Below are 20423 nucleotides of genomic sequence, written 5' to 3'. Positions count from 1 at the left end.
TCTCCCTTGCCATTCGACCATCCTCCTCTCGTCGAGATGGCCGGGGAGGTTAGTCGAACGCGACGTCAGCGCGCATGCATGCTCACCGGAAGGACACGGTTACTCCTACGAACAGAGAGCCATAACCAACAAGGTGTTGATCTACGTCGGAAGAGAGGCGATCGCATACATTTACTTGAACCACGATGATCGTGTTGAGCACGTGTTCGTCGGGGGGAGCTAGCAGAGATCGTCACGCTTAAATGGCGTCAAGCCTGGAAAGCGGGAATCCGGTTGCAGCACGAGGTCAAGTCTTGAAAGCGAAAGAGGTCCTAAGAATGCCGTGCAATGGTCGAGGAAGGCACGGAGGATTTGCAGGGTTTGGCAGCCTCGCCGGCGGTGCGAATCTCTACTTGCGAGGAACGGAGCACCAGCAGGGCTGCTTTGAGCAGTTCGTCGATTGCATGGCGCAGTGCTACGTCGCGCCGGGTATCATGACCTGGACCGTTGCCGTAGGGCAGCCAGTCGTTGCAGCACGGGGTCTTGAGAGCGAGAGAGGTCCTAAGCCAGACCGACACGGTCGTCGTCAACGGCCGCACGATCACCCGCAGCTACAATGCGGCGACGCGGACGTATACCGACACGACACCGGCGGGGCGAGTGAGCCGCACGGTGCTGGACATCGCCGGGCGTCCAGTGCAGATTGGCGTGGGCAATCTGACGCCGATGGAGCTGAGTTACGATGCGCAAGGGCGCTGGGAGGAGCTGACGGGCGCAAAACCGCAACGGCGCTGATTGTCGCCATCCGGCCACTGTGCTGCCGAACCTCCCCGAACATGGTAACTCCCGGAAGGAGAGGGAACCTGAAAGATAGGTTGCCGGATCCATGAACCAGTGTACTTAGTCCGCCATGCACTACAAGCTTACGCTCCAGTACGATGGCACTAACTACCTCGGCTGGCAGGTGCAACCGCAAGGGCGGACGATTCAGGGTGTGCTGGAGAGCGCGGTGGCCAAGCTCTTCGGTATGCCGGCGCGGGTAACCGCTGCCGGCCGCACTGACGCCGGCGTGCACGCGCTCGGGCAGGTGGCCTGTCTTCATGTCGACAAGGTGATGGCGGTGGCCGACGTGCAGCGTGCGCTCAACGCCCTGACGCCGCCCGACATCGCGATTACTGACGCGGCCGTGGTGGCCGACGACTTCGATCCGCGCCGCCACGCCCGCCGCCGTTCCTATTGCTATCGTATTTGGACACCGCGCTGGCGTTCGCCGTTCTGGCACCGCTTTACCTGGCACCTGTGGGCGCCGCTCGACGTGGCGGCGATGAATCAGGCCGCCGCGCTGGTGCTCGGCGAGCACGACTTCACCTCGTTTCGCGCCGTTGATTGTGACGCGGCCACCGCAGTTCGCCGCATCTTTCGCAGCGAATTCAGCGCAAAGGCCGAACAGTTGACCTATACGGTGGAGGCCACCGCATTTCTGCGCCACATGGTGCGCAATCTCGTCGGGACCCTCGTCGAGGTCGGCCGTGGCGAGCGCAGCGTGGAGGAGTTCCGCGCCTTGCTGGCCCTACGTGACCGCACCCGCGCCGGTGCCACCGCCCCGGCGCAGGGGTTGTGCCTGGTCAGTGTCGCCTACGACCTGGGCTGAAGGCGGCGGCGCTCAGAACGTGTAGGCAACGCCGACGCCGAGACCCCAGTCGAGGGCCTCATCGGTGATGTTGGCCAAGCCGGTCGGGCGCAGCACGAAGTTGGAGGTAAGGTTGTAGTCGATGCCCGGCATCACCACCACGTCGTGGAAGCGGGTACCCTCCATCTCGAACCAGCGGCCCGACAATTCGGCGCGTATCGCGTAGCTCTCGCTGCCGCGCACAATGGCTTCGATGCTGTAATTGGCCACATCGTTAACATCGCCCGCGTAGATCTGATAGCCGACGTGGCCGCCGAGGGCGAACCGGCCTTTTTGGTAGCGGCTGGATACAAAGGGGTTGACGGCATACTCACCGGTGCCGAAGCTCTTGCGCTCGACGCCGGTCGGTGTGGTCAACTCCAAGCCGCCAGCGACCACGCAATGCTCGGCGACGGAGTGCTTGAACTTGCCGTAGAGCTGCACGTCGCCCACGTCCTGGTTGTTCACCGTGACGCCATCCACGCGTTGGCTTTGGATGTAGGTCGGGACTAGGAAGCCGATCTCGCCGGCGTTGCCCAAGCCGTACGAGCCCAGAACGTCGAAGATCCCGCCGCTTTCCCGGCTCACGCTCTCTCGCGCCGGAAACCCCAGCAGGTTGAGCCGAACGTTGCCGGCGTCCTCGAATGTCATGCCGCGGATCTCCAGGCGCAGCTGGCCTGGCTGCACCGTGGCGGCTTCACGCATGTAGTTGCGGTACACCCGGTCCCCGTCGGTGACAACCGCATTGTCGGCCGCGGCGGCCGGGAGAGCAAACCCGATTGCCATCACTGCGGCCAGAATCCCCCTGCGAGCTGCTCCCATCATCGCCTCCTCCTTAGCACAAGTTTCAAATCGCCACGGCTCTAGCCGGGCGGAAAATCGGCGCGGATGCTACGCTGAGCGTTGCGAATCTGTCAAGCTAAATCCGGCCCCCTTTCCCGATCTTCTGCCACCGGGTCCGTGGCCTCGGGCGCGAGCCGCCGGTGGCCCGTGGACGCGCCGGAGCGGCCGTGATAGTCGCTGGCTCGCTATGGCCAACGAATCGGCAGCGCCGGCCCCGGTTGTCGGCGGCATTCATCACGTCTTCGTAACGGTCAACAATTTGGCCCGCTCACGCCCGTTTTACGCCGCCTTGATGCCGCGACTCGGTTACCCGGCGCTGTGGGACTACGGGTTCAGTCTCGGCTGGATGAACCCCAACGGTAGCTTTTGGATCAAACAGGCCGATGCACGCTATGTCGGCGAGACCTTTTGCAAGGACCGCGTCGGCTTGTGCGAGATCGCCTTTCGTGCCGACAGCCGCGCGCAGATCGACGCGCTGGCGCGCGATATTCCCGCCTGGGGCGGCACGATTCTCGATCCCCCGCGCGAGTATCCCGAGTACGTGCCCGGTTACTACGCCGTGTTCTTTGCCGACCCCGACGGCATCAAGCTGGAATTCGTCCACCTCCCGAGCTGAGGCGGGAACGGCTTGCACTCGCACCGACACGGGCCGGCCACGACCGGCCGCACGATTCACTGGGCGCGCTGGTATGACGCGGTCACTGGTCTGCTGCTGTTTGGTGCCGAACGACCCAGCCGCACGGTGGCGCTCGAATTGGCCGGGCTGAAAGCCGGCGACCGTGTGCTCGACCTCGGCTGTGGCACCGGCAATCTCGCGCTTGCAGCCAAGGCAATATCCGGACCACAGGGCGAGGTTTACGGTATCGATGCCGCGCCCGAAATGATCGATGTCGCCCGCCAGAAGGCGGCGCGTGCCGGCGTGGCGGTGGACTTCCGTGTGGCGCTGGCCGAAGCGCTGCCGTTTCCCGCCGCTTACTTCGATGTGGTGGTCAGCCGCTTGGTGCTCCATCATCTGCCCGCCGAGCTGCAGCGCACGGCCTTCGCCGAGGTTTGCCGAGTCCTGCGGCCGGGTGGCGGTTTTGCCGCACTTGACTTCGCGGCCCCGCAGAGCCCGTTGCTACGCGCGTTGGCCACGGCGCTCGTTGGGCATGAAATGTTGCGCAGCAGTATAGCCGCGCTGCCGCCGGTGCTGACGGCGGCGGGGTTTCGCGATGTCGAGTTCGGGCCCACCGGCTACCGGATGCTGTCATTCATCCGCGGCTGGAAGCCATAGCTGCGCGCATTTGCTTGAGCTGGCGGATAGCGGTCCGGCGGGTGAGTAGAGCCACCGCGCGGGCTCGGCTATAAGGACCGGTCGGCAGAGCGCAGGAGAGAGAGTAAAATGGGAACCCAATCACGCGGCGGACTGGTCGCGGTGCTAATCATCTTCGTGGCGGTGTTTTCGGCCGCCGGCAACGTGGCGGTCTTTCTGCAAGGGGCGGAGGGCGTGCTGTCCTTAGAAGTCCTGGCGCGCGCCCTGGGGCAGTGCGTGTGGTGCGTGGCGGTACTGGCGGGCGGACCGATTGCCGCCGGTACCGTCTTGGCCGTCTGGGCGGTGCGCAGTGCTCGGCCGGCGGTACCGACCGGCGCGCCGGTGCCGGCGCCGGCGACACCCGCGACCGACACCGCGTTGCGCCTGCTGGCGCTGTTGCAGCAGGAAGGCCGTTTGGTCGACTTCCTCGAGGAGGACATTGCGGCCTATGGTGACGCGCAGGTGGGTGCGGCCGTGCGCTCGATTCACGCCGGCTGTCGCAAGGTGCTGCGCGAGCACGTGCAGCTCGCCAAGGTGATCGACCAAGAGGACGGCGTCAGCGTCGAGCTGGCGGCCGGTTTCGATCCGGCCGCCGTTCGCGTCACCGGCAACGTCGCCGGTGCGCCGCCGTTTCGCGGTACGCTGCAGCACGCCGGCTGGCGGGTTGCCAAGATCACCTTGCCCAAAACCGCCGGTGATTCCGCCGTGATCGCGCCGGCGGAGGTGGAAGTGGCCTGAGCCGGTGCGCACGCGGTTCCCTCATGAGCGCCCGCTACGTCGTCGGTATCGATCTCGGCACCACCAATAGCGTGGTGGCCTTCGCCGACACCAGCAGTGGTGATCAGGCAGCGCTAAGAGTGCTTGAGGTCCCGCAAGTGGTGAACCCCGGCGTCGTGGAGGCACGTTCGCTCTTGCCGTCGTTTCTCTACTTAGCCGGCACCGGTGAGCTGCCCGCCGGCGCGCTCGATCTACCGTGGGCCAAGGGCCGTGATCTGGTGGTCGGCGAGTTCGCCCACAAGCGGGGCTTGGAAGTGCCCGGCCGGCTGGTGGCGTCGGCGAAGTCGTGGCTGTCTTACGCGGGCGCGGATCGTACCGGACCGATTCTTCCATGGGGCGGTGCGGATGAGGTCAGAAAACTCTCACCGCTCGAGGCCTCGACTCATTACCTGGCGCACCTGCGCGAGGCCTGGAATCAAGAGGTGGCTGGCCGTGACCAGGGCGCGCGGCTGGAAGCGCAGGACATCTATCTCACGGTGCCGGCTTCGTTCGACCCGGTGGCGCGCGAGCTGACCGCGCGCGCGGCGCAGGCGGCGGGTTTGGTGAATCTGACCCTGCTCGAAGAACCGCAGGCGGCGTTGTACGCCTGGATCGAAGCTGGCGGCGAGAGCTGGCGGCAAGCGGTGGCGGTCGGGGATGTGATCCTGGTGTGTGATATCGGCGGCGGCACCACCGACTTCAGCCTCATCGCCGTACGCGAGGACCAGGGCGAGCTGGTGCTGGAACGGGTCGCGGTCGGCGACCACATCTTGCTCGGCGGCGATAACATGGATCTCGCTCTCGCCTATGCGGTACGCCAGCGGCTGGCGGCGGCCGGAACGCAGCTTGATGCCTGGCAGTTCCGCGGCCTGGCCTTGAGTTGCCGCGCCGCCAAAGAGCGGCTGCTGGCTGACGGCAAGGACAAGAGCGTGCCGGTGGCGTTGCTCGGCCGCGGGCGCAAAGTGATCGGCGGCGCCTTGCGGGCGGAAATCGCGCGGGCGGAAGTCGACACCGCGCTGGTCGACGGCTTCTTCCCGCGCTGCGCCGGCGGCGACCGGCCGCAGGCGCAGCGCCGTACGGGTCTGCAGGAAATGGGTTTGCCCTATGCCACGGATGCGGCGGTTACCCGCCACCTGGCGCAGTTCCTGACCCGCCACCGCCAAGCAACGGCGCAGGAGCGCGAACTTGCCTGCCCGACGGCGGTGCTGTTCAACGGCGGCGTGATGCGGGCCGGCGCCTTACGCCAGCGACTGATTGAGGTCGCCAACGGATGGCTGCAAGAGGCGGGGGCGGCTGCGCTGCGGGTGCTTGCGGGCGGCGACCCGGAGCACGCGGTGGCTCGCGGCGCGGCTTACTACGGCTTGGCCCGGCGCGGCCGCGGCGTACGTATCCGCGGCGGTACCGCACGCACGTTCTATCTCGGCATCGAAACTGCGATGCCGGCCGTGCCCGGGATGCGGCCGCCGATCAAGGCGTTGTGTGTCGTCCCTCAGGGCGTGGAAGAAGGCAGCGAGGTCGAACTGCCGCAGCAGGAGTTCGGTTTGGTTGTGGGCGAGCCGGCGGAGTTCCGCTTCCTCAGCTCCAACATCCGACGCGATGACGCGGTCGGTGCGGTGATCGAGTCGTGGACCGATGACATCGCGGAGCTGCCCCCGCTCGACGCCACGTTGGAATGGGAAGGCCAGGAGGGCACGCTCGTGCCGGTGCGGCTGCAAGCGCGGGTCACCGAGGTCGGCGTGCTGGAGCTATGGTTCGTCAGCCGCGACGGCAGCCGGCGCTGGAAACTGGAATTCAACCTGCGCGCAGCGGCCTGAGCCTCTGGCGTGCTTTTCTGAAACTCGTCCCATGACTCGGCCTCGCTACATTATCGGCATCGATCTTGGCACCACCAACTCGGCGGTGGCGTACGTCGACACCGCTGGCGACGGCCGCACCATCGAGCAGTTCGCGATTGCGCAGCTGGTCGGTGAGTCGCAGGTAGCGGAGCAGGCGGCGCTGCCGTCGTTTCTGTATCTGGCCGGCGGACATGAAATCGCGCCGGGGGCATTGGCGTTGCCGTGGCAGGCAACGCGCGACTACGCCGTCGGCGAATTCGCGCGCGTGCAGGGGGCGCGCGTTCCAGACCGGCTGGTGTCGTCGGCCAAGTCGTGGCTGTGCCACGGGGGCGTCGATCGCACGGCGAAGATCTTACCGTGGGGCGCACCGGCCGAGGTGAAGAAGGTGTCGCCGGTAGAGGCCTCCGCCCGCTATCTCGCACACCTGCGCGAAGCCTGGGACCAGCGTTTTCCCGAGGCTCCGCTGGCAGCGCAGGATGTCGTGCTTACAGTGCCGGCGTCCTTTGACGAAGTGGCGCGCGAGCTGACGGTGGCCGCGGCCGAGCAAGCCGGCCTACCACACCTGATCTTGCTCGAAGAGCCGCAGGCGGCGTTCTACGCCTGGCTCGGTGCCAACGAAGCCGACTGGCAAGCGCAGCTGGCCGGTGTCGGGTTGGTGTTGGTGATCGACATCGGCGGTGGTACGACCGACTTCAGCCTGATTGCAGTGCGTGACCAGGGTCGCGGCCTGGTGCTGGAGCGATTGGCGGTCGGCGATCACCTGCTGCTTGGCGGCGACAACATCGATATCGCCTTGGCGCGGCTGATCGAACCGCGTCTGGGCGGCCAGCTCGATAGTCAGCGCTGGCATGCGCTCACCAACCTCTGCCGCAGCGCGAAGGAAAGCTTGCTGGGGCAAGAAGCTGCCGCGGAGATGCCGATCCGCTTGGTCGGTCGCGGCAAGGCGGTGGTCGGCGGTGTCCTCACCGCCACGCTCACGCGCGCCGAGGTCGAGCGCACGGTGATGGATGGTTACTTCCCGGCGGTCGAAGCCGATGCCTGGCCACGCAAGACGGCCCGCACGGGTTTGCAGGAGTGGGGTTTGCCGTTTGCGCTCGAGCCCGAGGTGCCGCGCCATCTGGCTGCCTTCTTGCGCCGCCACAGCGGCGATAGCGGCGGCAATAGCCCGCTGGCTTGCCCCGACGCCATCCTTTTCAACGGCGGCGCGCTCAAGCCCCCCCAGATTCGCCGCCGCCTCCAGAAACTGGTCGGGCAGTGGTGCACAGACGGGCAGGGCGAGCCGCTGGCGCTGGCCAGCGCCGACCTCGATCTCGCCGTCGCCCGCGGCGCGGCTTACTATGGGCTGGTGCGCCGCGGCCGGGGCGTGCGCATCGGTGGCGGCGCGGCGCGCTCGTACTATCTGGGCATTGGGGGCGCGCCCGGCGCCGGCGACACCATCCCGTTGCTCTGTTTGGTCCACCGCGGCATGGCCACCGGCGAGACCGCCGAGATCACCGAGCCGGCGTTTGATGTGATGGCCAATCAGCCGGTGAGCTTCCCGCTGTATGCTTCGAGCACCCGCAGCGCCGAGCACGCCGGAGAGCTGGTGCAAGCCGAGCGCGACTCGTTGACGCAGCTGCCGCCCATCCGTACCGTCCTGCGCTTCGGGCGCAAAGCCGGCGCCACCCGCATCCCGGTGCACGTGGTCACCCACCTCAGCGAGATCGGCACGCTGGAGGTGTGGTGCCACTCGCAACGCAGCGAGCACCGCTGGCGCTTGCAGTTCCAGCTGCGCGACGTGGTGCCGAATGCCGGCGAGAGCGCACCCCTGGCGGCCGCCACGCCCGCCGAGCCGGTCGCCGACCTGGTGGCGAGCGAGGCGCAACTGGCGGCAGCCACGACAGCGCTGGCAGCGGTGTTCCCGGCCGCCGGCAGCGGCAGCGGCGACCCGGTGAAGTTGGCGGCCGTGCTGGAAACCGCACTCGGGGCAAGCAAGGACGGCTGGCCGTTGCCGCTGATTCGCAAACTGTGGGACGCGCTGTGGGCCGGCGAGCAGGCCCGCGCCACCTCGCCCACGCACGAGGCCCGGTGGCTCAACCTGGCCGGCTTTCTGTTGCGCCCCGGCTTCGGGCACGAACTCGACCCCTGGCGCAACGAGCAACTGTGGAAGCTCTACAACGGCGGCCTGCGCTTTCCCAAGGCGTTACAAAATCGCGCCGAGTGGTGGAGCCTGTGGAAACGCGTTGCCGGCGGACTCAGCCGTGCCCAGCAACAGCAGCTCTTCAATGAAATCGCGCCCGCTCTGCTGTCACGGCTGAAAAAGAAACTGAAAACGCGGGTCGGCCCGCAGGAGCTGCGTGAGTACTGGCAGCTCATGGGTAGTTGCGAGCAGCTCAGCGCCGACACCAAGGCGGAGCTGGGGGAAGAACTGGTGCGGCTGATCGAGAAAGGTGAGGGCAGTGGCGCGACGGTGTGGGCGCTCGGGCGCCTGGGTGCCCGCGCCCCCTTCGCCGGGCCGCTCAACTGCGTCGTCCCCCAGCGCACCGTAGCCGGCTGGATCGAGCGGCTACTGGCCGTCCACTGGCCGAAGCCGGAAGCCGCTGTGTTCACACTGGCTCAGCTGGCACGTTTCGTCGGTGATCGCGAGCGCGACCTCGACGAAAGCTTGCGCCAGCGCCTGGCGGTACGCCTGCGGGACCTCCCCGGCGGCCAGCGCGGCGCCCGGCTGATTACCGAGCTCGTGCCCCTGGAAGCACAGGAGCGGGTGCGGTTGCTGGACGAGTCGCTGCCCGCCGGCTTAGTTATTCGTGGCCAGTGACGAGGCCTCCGTTGCCGTGGTGCGTTCGCGCGCCACTGTCAGACGATTCCGATTATGCGCCAATTTGCTCTTGCCGCTTCTACCCGAGCGTTTCGCCGGCGCGCGAGTGTCAGATTGACGCTTTCGACAGCTCGGTGACGCTTTGCGCCAGGCAGGCCAACGCGCATGCCCAAGATCATGTTGCCCTGCGCTTTCGGTGTCAGGCGGCATAGCTCTTGCCTTGTTCGTGATCTGAGAGGCAAACCATGAGTGGTATCACCAGCGCGGATGCCGGCCTGTTGAGCTTCCTGGCGCGTGCCGGCCTGCTAACTAGCGACCAGGTGCACGCGGCCGAGGCCGCAATCGCCACCAAGTCCAAAGGCATGTCGCCCGTTGAATGGGCCGCACGCAACAATATTGCCACTGAAGATGAGCTGGCCCAGGCGATCGCCGGCCGCCTGCGCTTGCCTTACGTCAACCTCGCCGCACTGGCGCTCGATCCGGTGGTCACCAAGATGGTGCGCGAGGATCTCGCCACGCGCTATAAGGTCATCCCGCTGCGCGTGGCCGAAGACCGGCTGGTGATCGCCACCGCTAACCCGCTCGATCGCGAGGCGTTGCGGGCGGTGGAGTTTGCCACGCGCCGCCGGGTGCAGGCGGCGGTGGCCACGCCGACAGCGGTGCGCGACGCATTGCAGCATGCCTACCACCTTGATCAGGCCCTGAATCAGTACCTGCAGGGTGTCCCTGACGACAACGAGTTGCCGGTGGCCGAGCTGGCCGACGATCCCACCGACGTGCAGAGCCTGATACGAGAGACCGCCCTACCGCCGGTAATCAAGTTGTCCAACTTGATACTGGTGGAGGGCATTCGCAACGGGGCCAGCGACATCCACATCGAGGCCGGCCCCGCGGGGGTGCTGGTCCGCTATCGCGTCAACGGCATCCTGGAGGAGTCCTTCCGGCTGCCCAAGTGGGTGCAAGATGCCTTGATCGCCCGCTGCAAGGTGCTGGCGAAGCTCGACATCACCGAGCGCCGCGTTCCGCAAGACGGCCGCATCCGCATCCGTTACCGCGACTCGCTGATCGACTTGCGGGTCTCGAGCCTGCCGACCCAGTTCGGCGAAAAGCTCACGATGCGCATCCTCGACCCGACGGCGGCGCCGCGGGGCCTGGCCTCGATCGGCTTGTCGCCGCGCGACCTCGACTGCATTCGCCAGGCGATTACCCGGCCGCAGGGCATGGTGCTGGTGACCGGTCCGACCGGCAGCGGTAAGACCACTACGCTCTACGGCATGCTCGCCGAGATCATCTCGCCCACCCGCAACGTGGTGACGATCGAGAACCCGATCGAGTATCAGCTGCGGGGCGTGAACCAAGTCGAGGTCAACGAGAAGCAGGGGCTGACCTTTGCCGGCACCTTGCGCTCGATTCTGCGGCAAGACCCGGACGTGATCTTGGTGGGTGAGATTCGCGATGCCGAGACCGCCGAGATCGCGCTGCGCGCGGCGCAGACCGGGCATCTGGTCCTCAGTACGCTACACACCAACGACTCGGTCTCGACGATCATCCGGCTGATCGATCTGGGCATCGAGCCGTTCATGCTGGCCTCGTCGCTGCACCTGATCATGGGGCAGCGGCTGGTGCGGTGCACCTGCGAGCATTGCAGCGAGCCGTACACGCCGGAGCCGGCGGCGCTGAAGGCGTTGCGGCTGCCACCAGGGGCGCCGTCGTATCGGCGCGGCCGTGGCTGCGGCGCGTGCCGCAAGACCGGCTTCAGCGGCCGCATGGCGGCTTTCGAGGTGCTGCCGATCACCCGCCGCATTGCCGCGCTGATCGAAAGCAAAGCGACGGAAACCGATCTACGCACGCAAGCCCGCGCCGAGGGGATGTGTACGCTGGCGGAGGACGGGGCCCAGAAGGTGCTGGCCGGTCTCAGTACGGCGGAAGAGATGGTCCGAGTTGTCGATGTCGAAGACGACGCGAGGCACTGCCCGGTGTGTCATCAGGCGGTCGAGGATTCGTACGTCATCTGCCCCAATTGTACAACGCCGTTGCATACCAACTGCGGTGGCTGCGGCGGCCGGCTGCAACCGCAGTGGCGCGCGTGCCCGCACTGCGGCGCGGCGTCAAACCCACCCGCGGCTGCCAAGGAAACGCCTGCCGCAGCCGCCTTGGCTACGGTGCCGGCGGCGCCCGCGCCCGCCTTGGCCACGCTGCGCCAAACCCCCAAGAGCGCCGAGGGACGGCAGTTCCACGCCTTGGTGGTGGACGATGAACCGGATTTTCTGCGGCTGCTGTCGTTGGCGCTCGAGCGTAGCGGAATGCCGATCTCGGTCGAGGTCGCCGCCAGCGGTGCCGAGGCCTTGGCGTGCATCGAGCAGCAGCCACCGGACCTGATCTTACTCGACGTCATGATGCCGCAGATGGACGGCTACCAGGTGTGCGAGCAGCTGCGCTCCAATGTGCGCACGGCCTTCATTCCGATTCTGATGCTGACGGCCCTCGACGACCCACGCCACCGCGCGCGCGGGTTTCTCGCCGGTACCGACGACTACATCGGGAAGCCCTTCGATCGCACCGAGTTGCTGGCCCGCGTGCGCCGGGTGCTCGAACGCACCTACGGCAGCCTGGCGCCCGCGCGGCGTTTGTCTCTTGAACTGAGCGAGTGGGGCCCGTCGCCCAACTGATCTTGCTTCCAGGTCTCGGGTGGCGGCGAGCAATAAGACTGGGCGGGCCGCAGACGCTATGCAGGCCACCATGCTCTCGGCGCGCCGGCTTCGAGGTTGCAAAATTTACTGGACACGTCGCGGGCATATTTGTTCTTGACAGCTAGGTAACACTAGACTACTGACTTGATTAACTGTTAGTTTTGCCGGGTGGTGATGAGGGCAAGCGCAACCGGGGCATTGATGGGGAGGCAGTCGCTCGACGTGCAACGTGAGATTGTAGCCGGCTGCGGCAGGCGACGCGGCGGGGTTGGATTTGCGGCAGGATGAAAATGGAGATTTTGTCGGCCAGTCGTGCGCTCATACTGCTTCGTTACACGCTGATTGCGGCCACGGCGTATTTGCTGCTGGTCGAAGGCGACTTCTTGTTGCCGCCGGCCGGTGCGATGCTCTTGATCTCGGCCGCACTGGTCTCGAATGTAATCATCGCCCAGCTGTCGGCGGCGGTGACCAAATCGCTGATGTTCGGCATCGGCATGGTGATCGGCGATACGTTGTGGGTCACCGCGGTGTTGCTGCAGAGCGGCCGGTTCGAGGCGGAGTTTTTCTACCTCTACTTCTTCGTGCTGTTGCTGGCGGCGATCGGCGAGAACCTGCGCCTGATCGCGATCGGCGCCGTGGCCGTGTGCGCTGCCTACCTCTACGGTTTGACCGCGACGGGCGGCAGCTGGTCGCTGTGGACGTCGCCCTCGCTGATCCGAATTCCATTTCTGTTCACGGCCGCGGCGTTCTACGGCTACCTGGTCGACCGTACGCGCCACGAACGCGACCGCGCGGAGGTGGGCGAAGCCAGTCGGCGTCGAGCTGAGGCCGCCCTGCAAGTGAAGACGGTGCAGCTGCAGGAGGAGGCCGAAGTGTCGGCGGCGTTGGCCCGCGTCGGCCAAGAACTGATCTCCTCGCTCGATACCCCCGTAATTCTCGAACGGCTATGCCAACTGACGGCCGAGGTGCTCGAAAGCGATCTCGGCTACACCCTGCTGTGGCGGCCGGAGGAAGATGCCTACGTGCCGGTCGCGGCTCACGGCACCACGCCCGAGGAGCAGCAAGTGATCCGGGTCCTGCGCGTGCCGCCGGCGACGATGGCGCCGCTGCGGGCGCAGCTAGAACGCGACGACGTGGCCGAAGTCGGCCGGATATCGGGGCCGGGTTTGCTGCCGGCACAACCGCCGCCGTTCGGTCTGACGGTGCAGCTGGGCATGGGCATTCGCCGCGGCAAAGAGTTGATCGGAGTGCACACCGCCGGCTGGCGCCGGCGGACCGAGCCGCTGACAACGCGGCAATGGCGCATCGCCCGCGGTATCTCGCAGCTGGCCTCGATGGCGCTCGCCAATGCCCGCCTGGTCGAGGAGCTGGAGCGCGCCAACCGTCTCAAGTCGGATTTCGTGGCCTCGATGTCGCACGAGTTGCGCACGCCGCTGAACCTGATCATCGGCTACAACGACATGCTGCTCGACGGCGCGTTCGGAAATCTGGCCCCGGAGCAGTCTGATACACTACTCCGGATGTCTAAGAGCTCGCATGAGCTGCTTGACTTGATCGAAGCCACGCTGGACCTGAGCCGGCTCGAAACCCGCCCCGTGGCGCTCGAGCTCAGAGAGGTGCGCCTCGGTGATCTTGTTGCCGAAGTCGATGCCGAGACCCAAGCGTGGCGCGAGCGGCCGCAGGTGCAATTCGAATGGAAAGTGGCCGCGGCTGGCTTGTGCCTGTGCACTGACCCGGTGAAACTCAAGATGGTACTGAAGAACCTGATCGGCAACGCGGTCAAGTTCACCAAGCAGGGCCGCATCAGCATCGGCGCCGAGCCGCGCGACGGTGGGGTTGAGATTGCCGTCAGCGACAGCGGCATCGGCATCCCGCGGGAGGCGCAAAGCATCATCTTCGAGCCCTTCCGCCAGGCCGACCGGGCGATTGGTAGCACCTACGGCGGCGTTGGCCTGGGTCTCTACATCGTGCGGCGGCTGCTCGACATGCTCGGTGGCACCATCGCGGTGGAGAGCGAGCTCGGTTTGGGCTCCACCTTCCGCGTCTGGGTGCCCTCGGCCACGGCCTCGAATGCTACGCGCTCGGCTGCCTGACCGGTGGGCGGAAGTGGGCAGGGAGTGAATCGAACACTCGACACAAGGATTTTCAGTCCGGCGAAGCGCGTCACGCACGCCAACGACTGGCAAGAGATGCTGATGAAACCGCGGTTAAGAGTCCCGCGGCTTGTGACGCTTTGTGCCGGTTTGGGATGAGTCGTCGGACAAAACTCGGACAGTCTCGCCGTTGGCCGCGTCGGAACTGAACCGCCTGAGCAAAGGGGAGGCGGAACCCGTCGCGAGCACAAGAATCAGGGAAAACCCGGTCGAACACAGGAATCGAAATCAAACGTTCCCGAAAACAGCCTTGCGCTGGTTGCGCTTTTTCGGCTCTGTCCGAGAATTGTCCGAGGCTTTTACGGTGCCAGCGGCGGCAGAAACTGGCAGACCACGGTAGAGACCACGAATCGCCAGCCGCGAGCGCTGAGCGTGTTGGCCGATGCCGTACCGGCAAGCCCCCTGGGCGCTATGAGGTGAATGGTTGCGCCACGCGACGCCAGGCGCCCGTGGCTCCTAGTTGGCGCCCCCACCCGACAATGTACACCACACGGGCATCGGATGGCGACCGGTGCCAAGGGTCGAAGAAAAATGCTGCAATATTGCCTGGACAAGACCCGCGGGTTTTCTGGCCTGGCAGCGGCGCGCAGCGCGCAGATATTCCTTGACGCCAAATCCGGCGCTGTGTTAACGGACCACGGGTAGTTGTCAGCCTGTCCAGACTTTGATCCGGAGGGGGCAAACGTCGAGTGCGGCAGGTGCAGCCGGCCGATTCTCCCGAGATGGGTCTACGATACGCAGGGGGTGGACAATGCTGCTCACATCGGCGCAATTAGAGGGACACGGCGAGGTACACACGCGCATAGCGGTGGTGTCCCGAATGGCGTTCTTCGCTCTGGGACTAAGCCTGCTTGGCGCGCAAGCGGCCTGGGCTTTGCTGATGGAGACGTGCGTTTCGGATGACAACCACGCCTACGTGATCATCAAGACTGGCTCCGGCAGTATTGGGATGCAGGTCACCAACGTGGCCTTGACTGCCAGCAACGCCAATACCTGCACCGAGGCGCCCGGCGGGTCCGGGGGGCCAGTATTGACCGCAATTGCGACTGGGCAGGGTTCTTTGCTCCCCAACAGGGTGCGCACTACGGTACTGGATGGGCTTCTGAACAACACGATATCGTGTTCCGTTAACTTCAACGCTTCGGCTGGCGGCGGGAAGGGTGTCTTAACGTTGCCGGGCGGTACCCGCACCGTCAGCGCGGATGCGGTCTCGACTACCGAAACGCTGGTCCCGGTGACCACTGCGGATGCGAAAGTGCCGGCAGCGGTGGACATTGCCTCGGTTAGTCGTGCGATCACCGGATGCTCGGTGAGCGGGACGACGATGGCCTTCCCGTCCCCGGCGGGCGCTGTGGTGCAGTCCAACGTGAACAGCGGCGAAGTGTCGGGACAAAATACTACCTTCGATGACACTGCGGGTAGCCACGTGGGCAACCTGGACCCGGGCGGCGTTGGCACCAAGCAAATCACGCCGGACGGTTTCCTACTCCGCGGCAACTGCGGCGTCGATCTCTCCACCTGCCAACTGATTGTGTTCGTGGCCACCCAAGACGGGGCCGCGAACTTTGGCGCATCGGCAGCAGGGTTTACGGTGGACCAGAACCTGACGGTCACCAGCACTGAACAGGCGGCGCACAATGAGAACTTCAACACTCCCACCTCGACGCCGACGCGCACCCCGACGAACACCCCGACGGCGACGCTTACAGCGACCAACACGCCGACCATCACCCCGACCGTGACGCCGACGCGTACGCCGTCGAACACCCCGACGAGTACCCGCACGCTCAGACCGACGCGTACACCGACCGCCACACCGACCAGTACCCGCACGCTTAGACCGACGAGGACGCCGACTTCCACAGCGACGCGGACACCGACCGTGACGCCGACCACCACTGAGACGACTACACCGACGGGTACCCGCACCAAGAGGCCAACGCGGACGCCAACCGCCACCGCGAGCCGAACGCCAACAATCACCCCAACCCGCTCAGCAACACCGACCGCTACCCGCACCCGGCGCCCAACAAAGACCCCGACTAAGACCGCCACCGCAACGCCCACCGCTACCCGCACCCGCCGGCCGACCAAGACCCCAACACCGACGAACACGCCGTGATGACGGAATCCGTGAGGCGGCGGAGCGGGAGAACGGCGAACAGCCGAGCGGGACAGCGCCTTGCGGACACCAGCCAGACACGCAAGGCTGGTAAGAATCCCAGGCGTAAAGAGGCGTTTCCGGGGCTAGGAACCAACGACCGTGACCAAGGTGAGGGGTAGCCTCATCCGTTCCTTGGCGCGATTGTCGCCCCTGGACCGCTTGACCGCCACGCGCTGCCAGGCGCCCGGGACGTCTAGCGATCGCTGCTCCCGTATCTGAACGCTACAAGCAGCAACACCCGCCGACGGGCGCACCCGGGCGCACCCGCACACCGCTTGACAAGACAAAACCCGCTATGCAAATGCACCCGCAAGCGTTTCCCAGTTGCGACTCATCGGAGTAGCGCGCGCGAACCGAACGGAGATCGCCATGGCATTGATTAGATGTCCCGACTGCGGCACCGAAGTGTCGGAGGCTGCGCCAGCGTGCGTGAAGTGTGGTCGGCCGCTTGCCGCGCTTAACACTAACCGCAACTCCGATGCGATCGCGGGTCTTGCGAGCTTCGTGCTGCCTGGCTTGGGTGATATCTTGCGTGGCCGTACTGCCCGCGGTGTCCAATGGCTACTGCTTGCGGCGATGTGGTGGTTTGGGCCGGGATTTCTCGTTGGATCCTATTACGGCGCGGGCGGTAGCAACCCAGTATTTCTTATCGCGTACGCGTACCTCTGGTACATCCCGCCACTGTTAGTACACATAGCGGCGGCGAGAGCTGCGGCCTTGGCGAAGTTTCGGACCGCGAGTGCCGTAATGCCCGCCCCTAGGGGGCTGACGGGCAGCCAGGCCGCGCGGCGTCTGATCTTCCTTCTCAGCCTTCTGCTGCTTGCCCTGCTCGTCTATGCATGGTCACAGCCATGAGGTGAATGGTTGCGCCGCGCGACGCCAGGCGCCCGTCGCTCTTCGCCCCTTAGCCGCCCACCCTACCCGAACGTAGAACGCCGCCCCTGGGGCATCTGTGCGCGCCACAGGGGCATTCTTGCAGCCACCAGGGGGGGCGCCGTGTGCCGTTTCTCGCACCGATTCGCCGCGGCAGCGCCGCGAGGTACTTTCGCCAAAAACTAACGCATCGGTAATGTCCCCTAGGCATGTACGGGTAATTCCACCGCTCGAAGCCAAAAACCCAATACCACTGTTGCCTCTTGTGACGATTGTGGGACCCGTGGCACCCACTTTGGTCTTCGGTTGCTATGTACGCACCGCATGGCGCCAGCGAGCGACATGTCAAGTTGTTGTGTAGCGCAACACGTGGCTCAACGGTGCACATAATAAGCCTTGACAAAACCCTACACTTATGCTATCCTTAGGGTATGATGCATGAGCGAGGATCAGGTTATCTCGCTACTGCGGCGGTGGCGCGCGAGCTGTCGCTAACGCCCGCGCGTGTGCGACAACTCGCGGACTCTAATACGCGCCGCTGCGTGCGTACCGTGACGGGCGTGCGCCTGTACCGCCTTGCCGACGTAGAGGACTTAGCCAGACGACGGATAGAGCGCGCGTACATCGAAGCGCAAACGCGGCGCAGCACGAGTGACGCGGGCGACGCAGCATGAGAAATCGCGTAGACTTCGTGCGCATCAACGGCGCGGCGTTAGCACGACTGCCCGAGCTGCTTGCGCGGTGGCTGCCCGATGGCCGCGTGTGCGGGCGCGAGTACGTTGCGCGCAACCCGACACGCAACGACCAGCAGGCAGGATCATTCAGAGTGAACGTCGACACGGGGAAATGGGCAGACTTCGCGACCGGCGACAAGGGTGGTGATCTGGTTTCGCTGTACGCATACCTGAACGGCCAGTCTCAAGGCGACGCCGCACGGGCGCTAGCTGCGATGAGCAACGGTGCGCCACATGGGCACGCCGACGCACGCAGCGGGGCAGAGCCGCGAGTCATTCTGCCTGTGCCGGAGAGCGCGCCGGCGCCGGTGCTCCGGCATCGAGAGCACGGTGTTGCGTCGCAGCACTGGATCTACCGCGACGCGCAAAGCCGCGTGCTTGGGTACGTTGCCCGGTTCGATACGCCGGCCGGCAAGCAGATTCTCCCGTTGACCTACTGCGGGGAACCGGATGGACGACAACACTGGCGCTGGCGCAGTTGGCCGGCACCCCGGCCACTGTACCGGCTGGACGCACTGGCCAGTCGAGCAGAAGCACCGGTGCTCTTGGTTGAAGGGGAGAAGACCGCGGATGCCGCAGCGATCTTGTTTCGCGATTACGTGGTGACCACTTCACCGGCCGGCAGCAAGGCGGCTGGCCAAGCCGACTGGTCACCGCTGCGCGGGCGAGACGTGGTCATATTGCCTGACGCCGACGCACCGGGCGAGCGCTACGCGGCTGAGGCAGCGCAGTTGGCGCGAGCAGCTGGAGCGCAGAGCGTGCGCGTTGTCGCGCTACCGTCCGGGTTGCCCGAGGGCTGGGACCTTGCGGACCCCCTGCCGAAAGATGTGGCCATGGATGTGCTGCGAGAATCGGTTGACGTGAAAACCTCACCACTGGCGTGCTCACCCGACTGGCCGGAGCGCCAGCCCTTATCTGCTGCCGTGGTGGAGGTGCCGGCCCTGCCAAGCGAGCTGCTGCCGGAGCCCCTTCGCGCGTGGATCGACGACGCCACCGAACGGTTGCAAGCTCCGTCTGAGATGGTGGCGGCACCGGCGCTCGTCACCGCTGGTGCCGTCATCGGTCGCAGCGTCGGCATTCACCCGAAGCGCCAAGACGACTGGCTCGTATTGGCTAACCTGTGGGGCATGGTTGTGGGTCGACCGGGCACCATGAAGAGCCCCGCGCTGAGCGAAGGGACCCGCTTCATTCGCCGGCTGGCGGCGCAAGCCAGCGAGCGCTATCGCCAAGACGCTGCCGCGGCGGACATTGAGCGTGAGGCGATCGAGCTGCAAATTGCGCGGCTGAAACGAGACGCGACGAAGCGCGCCGCGGACATCGAGAAGTTCAAAACGGACCTCGCTGCATTGAACAGCGCCAAGGGCGAATGCGCCCTGCAAGAGCGCCGCTACCTGACACAAGACGCGACGGCTGAAAAGCTAGGGGAGCTGCTGCGCGGAAACCCGCGCGGGTTGCTGCTGTTGCGCGATGAACTGGCGGGCTGGTTGCGCACGCTAGAAAAGCCTGGTCGCGAGGGTGAACGCGAATTCTTCCTTGAGGCGTGGAAGGCGACCGATGCGTACACCTGTGATCGCATCGGTCGCGGTACCGTGCATACCCCGGCGCCCACGCTGTCCGTCCTGGGCACAATCCAACCCTCGAAGCTACAGCGATGCATCACCGACGCTGCCACCGAAGGCCGCGGCGATGACGGACTCTTGCAGCGCTTCCAATTGGCAGTGTGGCCAGAGATCACCGGCGAGTGGCGCAATGTTGATCGCTGGCCAGAGACGGCCGCACGGGAGCGTGTGGCGGCTGCCTTCACGGCACTCGATAGCCTCGACGCCAACACGCTGGGTGCGTCGACCGATCACAGTGAAATTCCGGCACTCCGGTTTGCACCTTATGCGCAAGCTCTTTTCGATGAGTGGCGCGAGCAATTGGAAGTGCGGCTACGCGGCGCCGACCTTGACGCCTTCCCCGCGTACGAAAGCCACGTGGCAAAGTATCGCTCGTTGATGCCGGCACTCGCTCTGGTGTTCCATTTGCTCGGCGTAGTCAGCAACCAAACCGAACCCGGACCCGTGACCTTGGCCGCGGCGCGACTGGCCGCCACCTGGGTAGACTTCCTTGATGCGCACGCGCGACGCATCTATGCCGTCGAGCTGAACCCCGGTCGCCTTGCGGCGCGAGCCCTGGCTGATCGCATCGAGCACGGGCATATCGCGGACGGCGTCAGCATCCGGGACCTCTACCGCCACCAATGGCCGGCGCTCACAAATGCAGACAACGTGCGTGCCGCACTCGCGGACATGGAGGCCCTGGGCTGGTTGCGCATTGAGGCGCTCGAAACCAAGGGCCGCACGTCCGAGGTGGTACGCCTGCATCCCGAGCTGCGAGAGGAGGCCCATGGCACGCTTTGAGTCGCGTTGGCTTGCCTGGGACCCCGAAAAACAGCGCCACGCCTGCCGGGACGAACTTGACAAACCTGACAAAAGGGCTTCTGGCAAGTTTGTCGAGTCGATTCCGGAACGTAACCGCGAACATTTTTCCACTACGTTCGACCCCGACACCGGCGAGCTGGTGGCCTTCAAGTTGGTTGGAACGGCCATCGGTGACGTGTGGGTGGTAGCCGACGACGACACCCTTGCCGACCATCC

General features: G+C 65.6%; 13 protein-coding genes. 12 read left to right on the top strand and 1 reads right to left on the bottom strand.

What is annotated here, in order from left to right; genetic code table 11:
* The first annotated feature begins 522 nt into the window (after positions 1 to 522).
* Both HY699_17335 and truA read left to right on the top strand, forming a co-directional pair.
* Positions 523 to 774 carry a hypothetical protein gene (locus HY699_17335; GenBank protein MBI4517570.1) on the top strand — a complete coding sequence of 84 codons (252 nt, stop codon included), beginning with the start codon at positions 523 to 525 and terminating at the stop codon, positions 772 to 774.
* A 115-nt stretch (positions 775 to 889) separates the two neighbouring features.
* Complete coding sequence (gene truA / locus HY699_17330; GenBank protein ID MBI4517569.1) at positions 890 to 1630, top strand: tRNA pseudouridine(38-40) synthase TruA; 741 nt, start codon at positions 890 to 892, stop codon at positions 1628 to 1630.
* A 12-nt stretch (positions 1631 to 1642) separates the two neighbouring features.
* Here the strand turns inward: truA and HY699_17325 are convergent, their stop codons facing one another.
* Positions 1643 to 2473, bottom strand: a complete 831-nt coding sequence (locus HY699_17325) for a hypothetical protein (GenBank protein MBI4517568.1) — start codon at positions 2471 to 2473, stop codon at positions 1643 to 1645.
* A 205-nt stretch (positions 2474 to 2678) separates the two neighbouring features.
* Between HY699_17325 and HY699_17320 the strand changes: the two genes are divergently transcribed.
* From HY699_17320 to HY699_17275, 10 genes are all read left to right on the top strand, one after another.
* Positions 2679 to 3107 carry a VOC family protein gene (locus HY699_17320; GenBank protein MBI4517567.1) on the top strand — a complete coding sequence of 143 codons (429 nt, stop codon included), beginning with the start codon at positions 2679 to 2681 and terminating at the stop codon, positions 3105 to 3107.
* Between the two features lie 12 nt (positions 3108 to 3119).
* Positions 3120 to 3764: a methyltransferase domain-containing protein gene (locus HY699_17315; protein ID MBI4517566.1), complete on the top strand. Its 645-nt coding sequence runs from the start codon at positions 3120 to 3122 to the stop codon at positions 3762 to 3764.
* Between the two features lie 108 nt (positions 3765 to 3872).
* Positions 3873 to 4520 carry a DUF2760 domain-containing protein gene (locus tag HY699_17310; protein ID MBI4517565.1) on the top strand — a complete coding sequence of 216 codons (648 nt, stop codon included), beginning with the start codon at positions 3873 to 3875 and terminating at the stop codon, positions 4518 to 4520.
* A 23-nt stretch (positions 4521 to 4543) separates the two neighbouring features.
* The gene (locus HY699_17305) at positions 4544 to 6352 is read left to right on the top strand and encodes an Hsp70 family protein (GenBank protein MBI4517564.1); all 1809 of its coding nucleotides are present in this window, start codon (positions 4544 to 4546) and stop codon (positions 6350 to 6352) included.
* A 31-nt stretch (positions 6353 to 6383) separates the two neighbouring features.
* Entirely contained in the window at positions 6384 to 9170 is a 2787-nt protein-coding gene (locus HY699_17300) for an Hsp70 family protein (protein ID MBI4517563.1), read from the top strand.
* Positions 9171 to 9415: 245 nt separating this feature from the next.
* Complete coding sequence (gene tadA / locus HY699_17295) at positions 9416 to 11839, top strand: Flp pilus assembly complex ATPase component TadA (GenBank protein ID MBI4517562.1); 2424 nt, start codon at positions 9416 to 9418, stop codon at positions 11837 to 11839.
* Positions 11840 to 12144: 305 nt separating this feature from the next.
* Positions 12145 to 13953, top strand: a complete 1809-nt coding sequence (locus HY699_17290; protein MBI4517561.1) for a GAF domain-containing sensor histidine kinase — start codon at positions 12145 to 12147, stop codon at positions 13951 to 13953.
* A gap of 880 nt (positions 13954 to 14833) precedes the next feature.
* Positions 14834 to 16135 (top strand): hypothetical protein, encoded by a 1302-nt coding sequence (locus tag HY699_17285; protein ID MBI4517560.1) that lies wholly within the window; start codon positions 14834 to 14836, stop codon positions 16133 to 16135.
* A 1585-nt stretch (positions 16136 to 17720) separates the two neighbouring features.
* Positions 17721 to 20186, top strand: a complete 2466-nt coding sequence (locus HY699_17280) for a DUF3987 domain-containing protein (GenBank protein ID MBI4517559.1) — start codon at positions 17721 to 17723, stop codon at positions 20184 to 20186.
* Positions 20173 to 20423: hypothetical protein (locus HY699_17275; protein ID MBI4517558.1), on the top strand; the 251-nt coding region annotated here is incomplete at its 3' end. The genes HY699_17280 and HY699_17275, both read left to right, overlap by 14 nt.

This window comes from Deltaproteobacteria bacterium, assembly GCA_016210005.1.
Classification (GTDB): Bacteria; Desulfobacterota; Binatia; order HRBIN30; family JACQVA1; genus JACQVA1.
Note: the sequence above shows the minus strand (reverse complement) of the source record. Positions and strands in the feature narration are given on the sequence as shown.

Coding starts and splice junctions, on each gene's coding strand:
- truA (MBI4517569.1), top strand. CDS start 890: ATGCACTACAAGCTTACGCTCCAGTACGATGGCACTAACTACCTCGGC.
- HY699_17325 (MBI4517568.1), bottom strand. CDS start 2,473: ATGATGGGAGCAGCTCGCAGGGGGATTCTGGCCGCAGTGATGGCAATC.
- HY699_17320 (MBI4517567.1), top strand. CDS start 2,679: ATGGCCAACGAATCGGCAGCGCCGGCCCCGGTTGTCGGCGGCATTCAT.
- HY699_17310 (MBI4517565.1), top strand. CDS start 3,873: ATGGGAACCCAATCACGCGGCGGACTGGTCGCGGTGCTAATCATCTTC.
- HY699_17305 (MBI4517564.1), top strand. CDS start 4,544: ATGAGCGCCCGCTACGTCGTCGGTATCGATCTCGGCACCACCAATAGC.
- HY699_17300 (MBI4517563.1), top strand. CDS start 6,384: ATGACTCGGCCTCGCTACATTATCGGCATCGATCTTGGCACCACCAAC.
- tadA (MBI4517562.1), top strand. CDS start 9,416: ATGAGTGGTATCACCAGCGCGGATGCCGGCCTGTTGAGCTTCCTGGCG.
- HY699_17290 (MBI4517561.1), top strand. CDS start 12,145: ATGAAAATGGAGATTTTGTCGGCCAGTCGTGCGCTCATACTGCTTCGT.
- HY699_17285 (MBI4517560.1), top strand. CDS start 14,834: ATGGCGTTCTTCGCTCTGGGACTAAGCCTGCTTGGCGCGCAAGCGGCC.
- HY699_17280 (MBI4517559.1), top strand. CDS start 17,721: ATGAGAAATCGCGTAGACTTCGTGCGCATCAACGGCGCGGCGTTAGCA.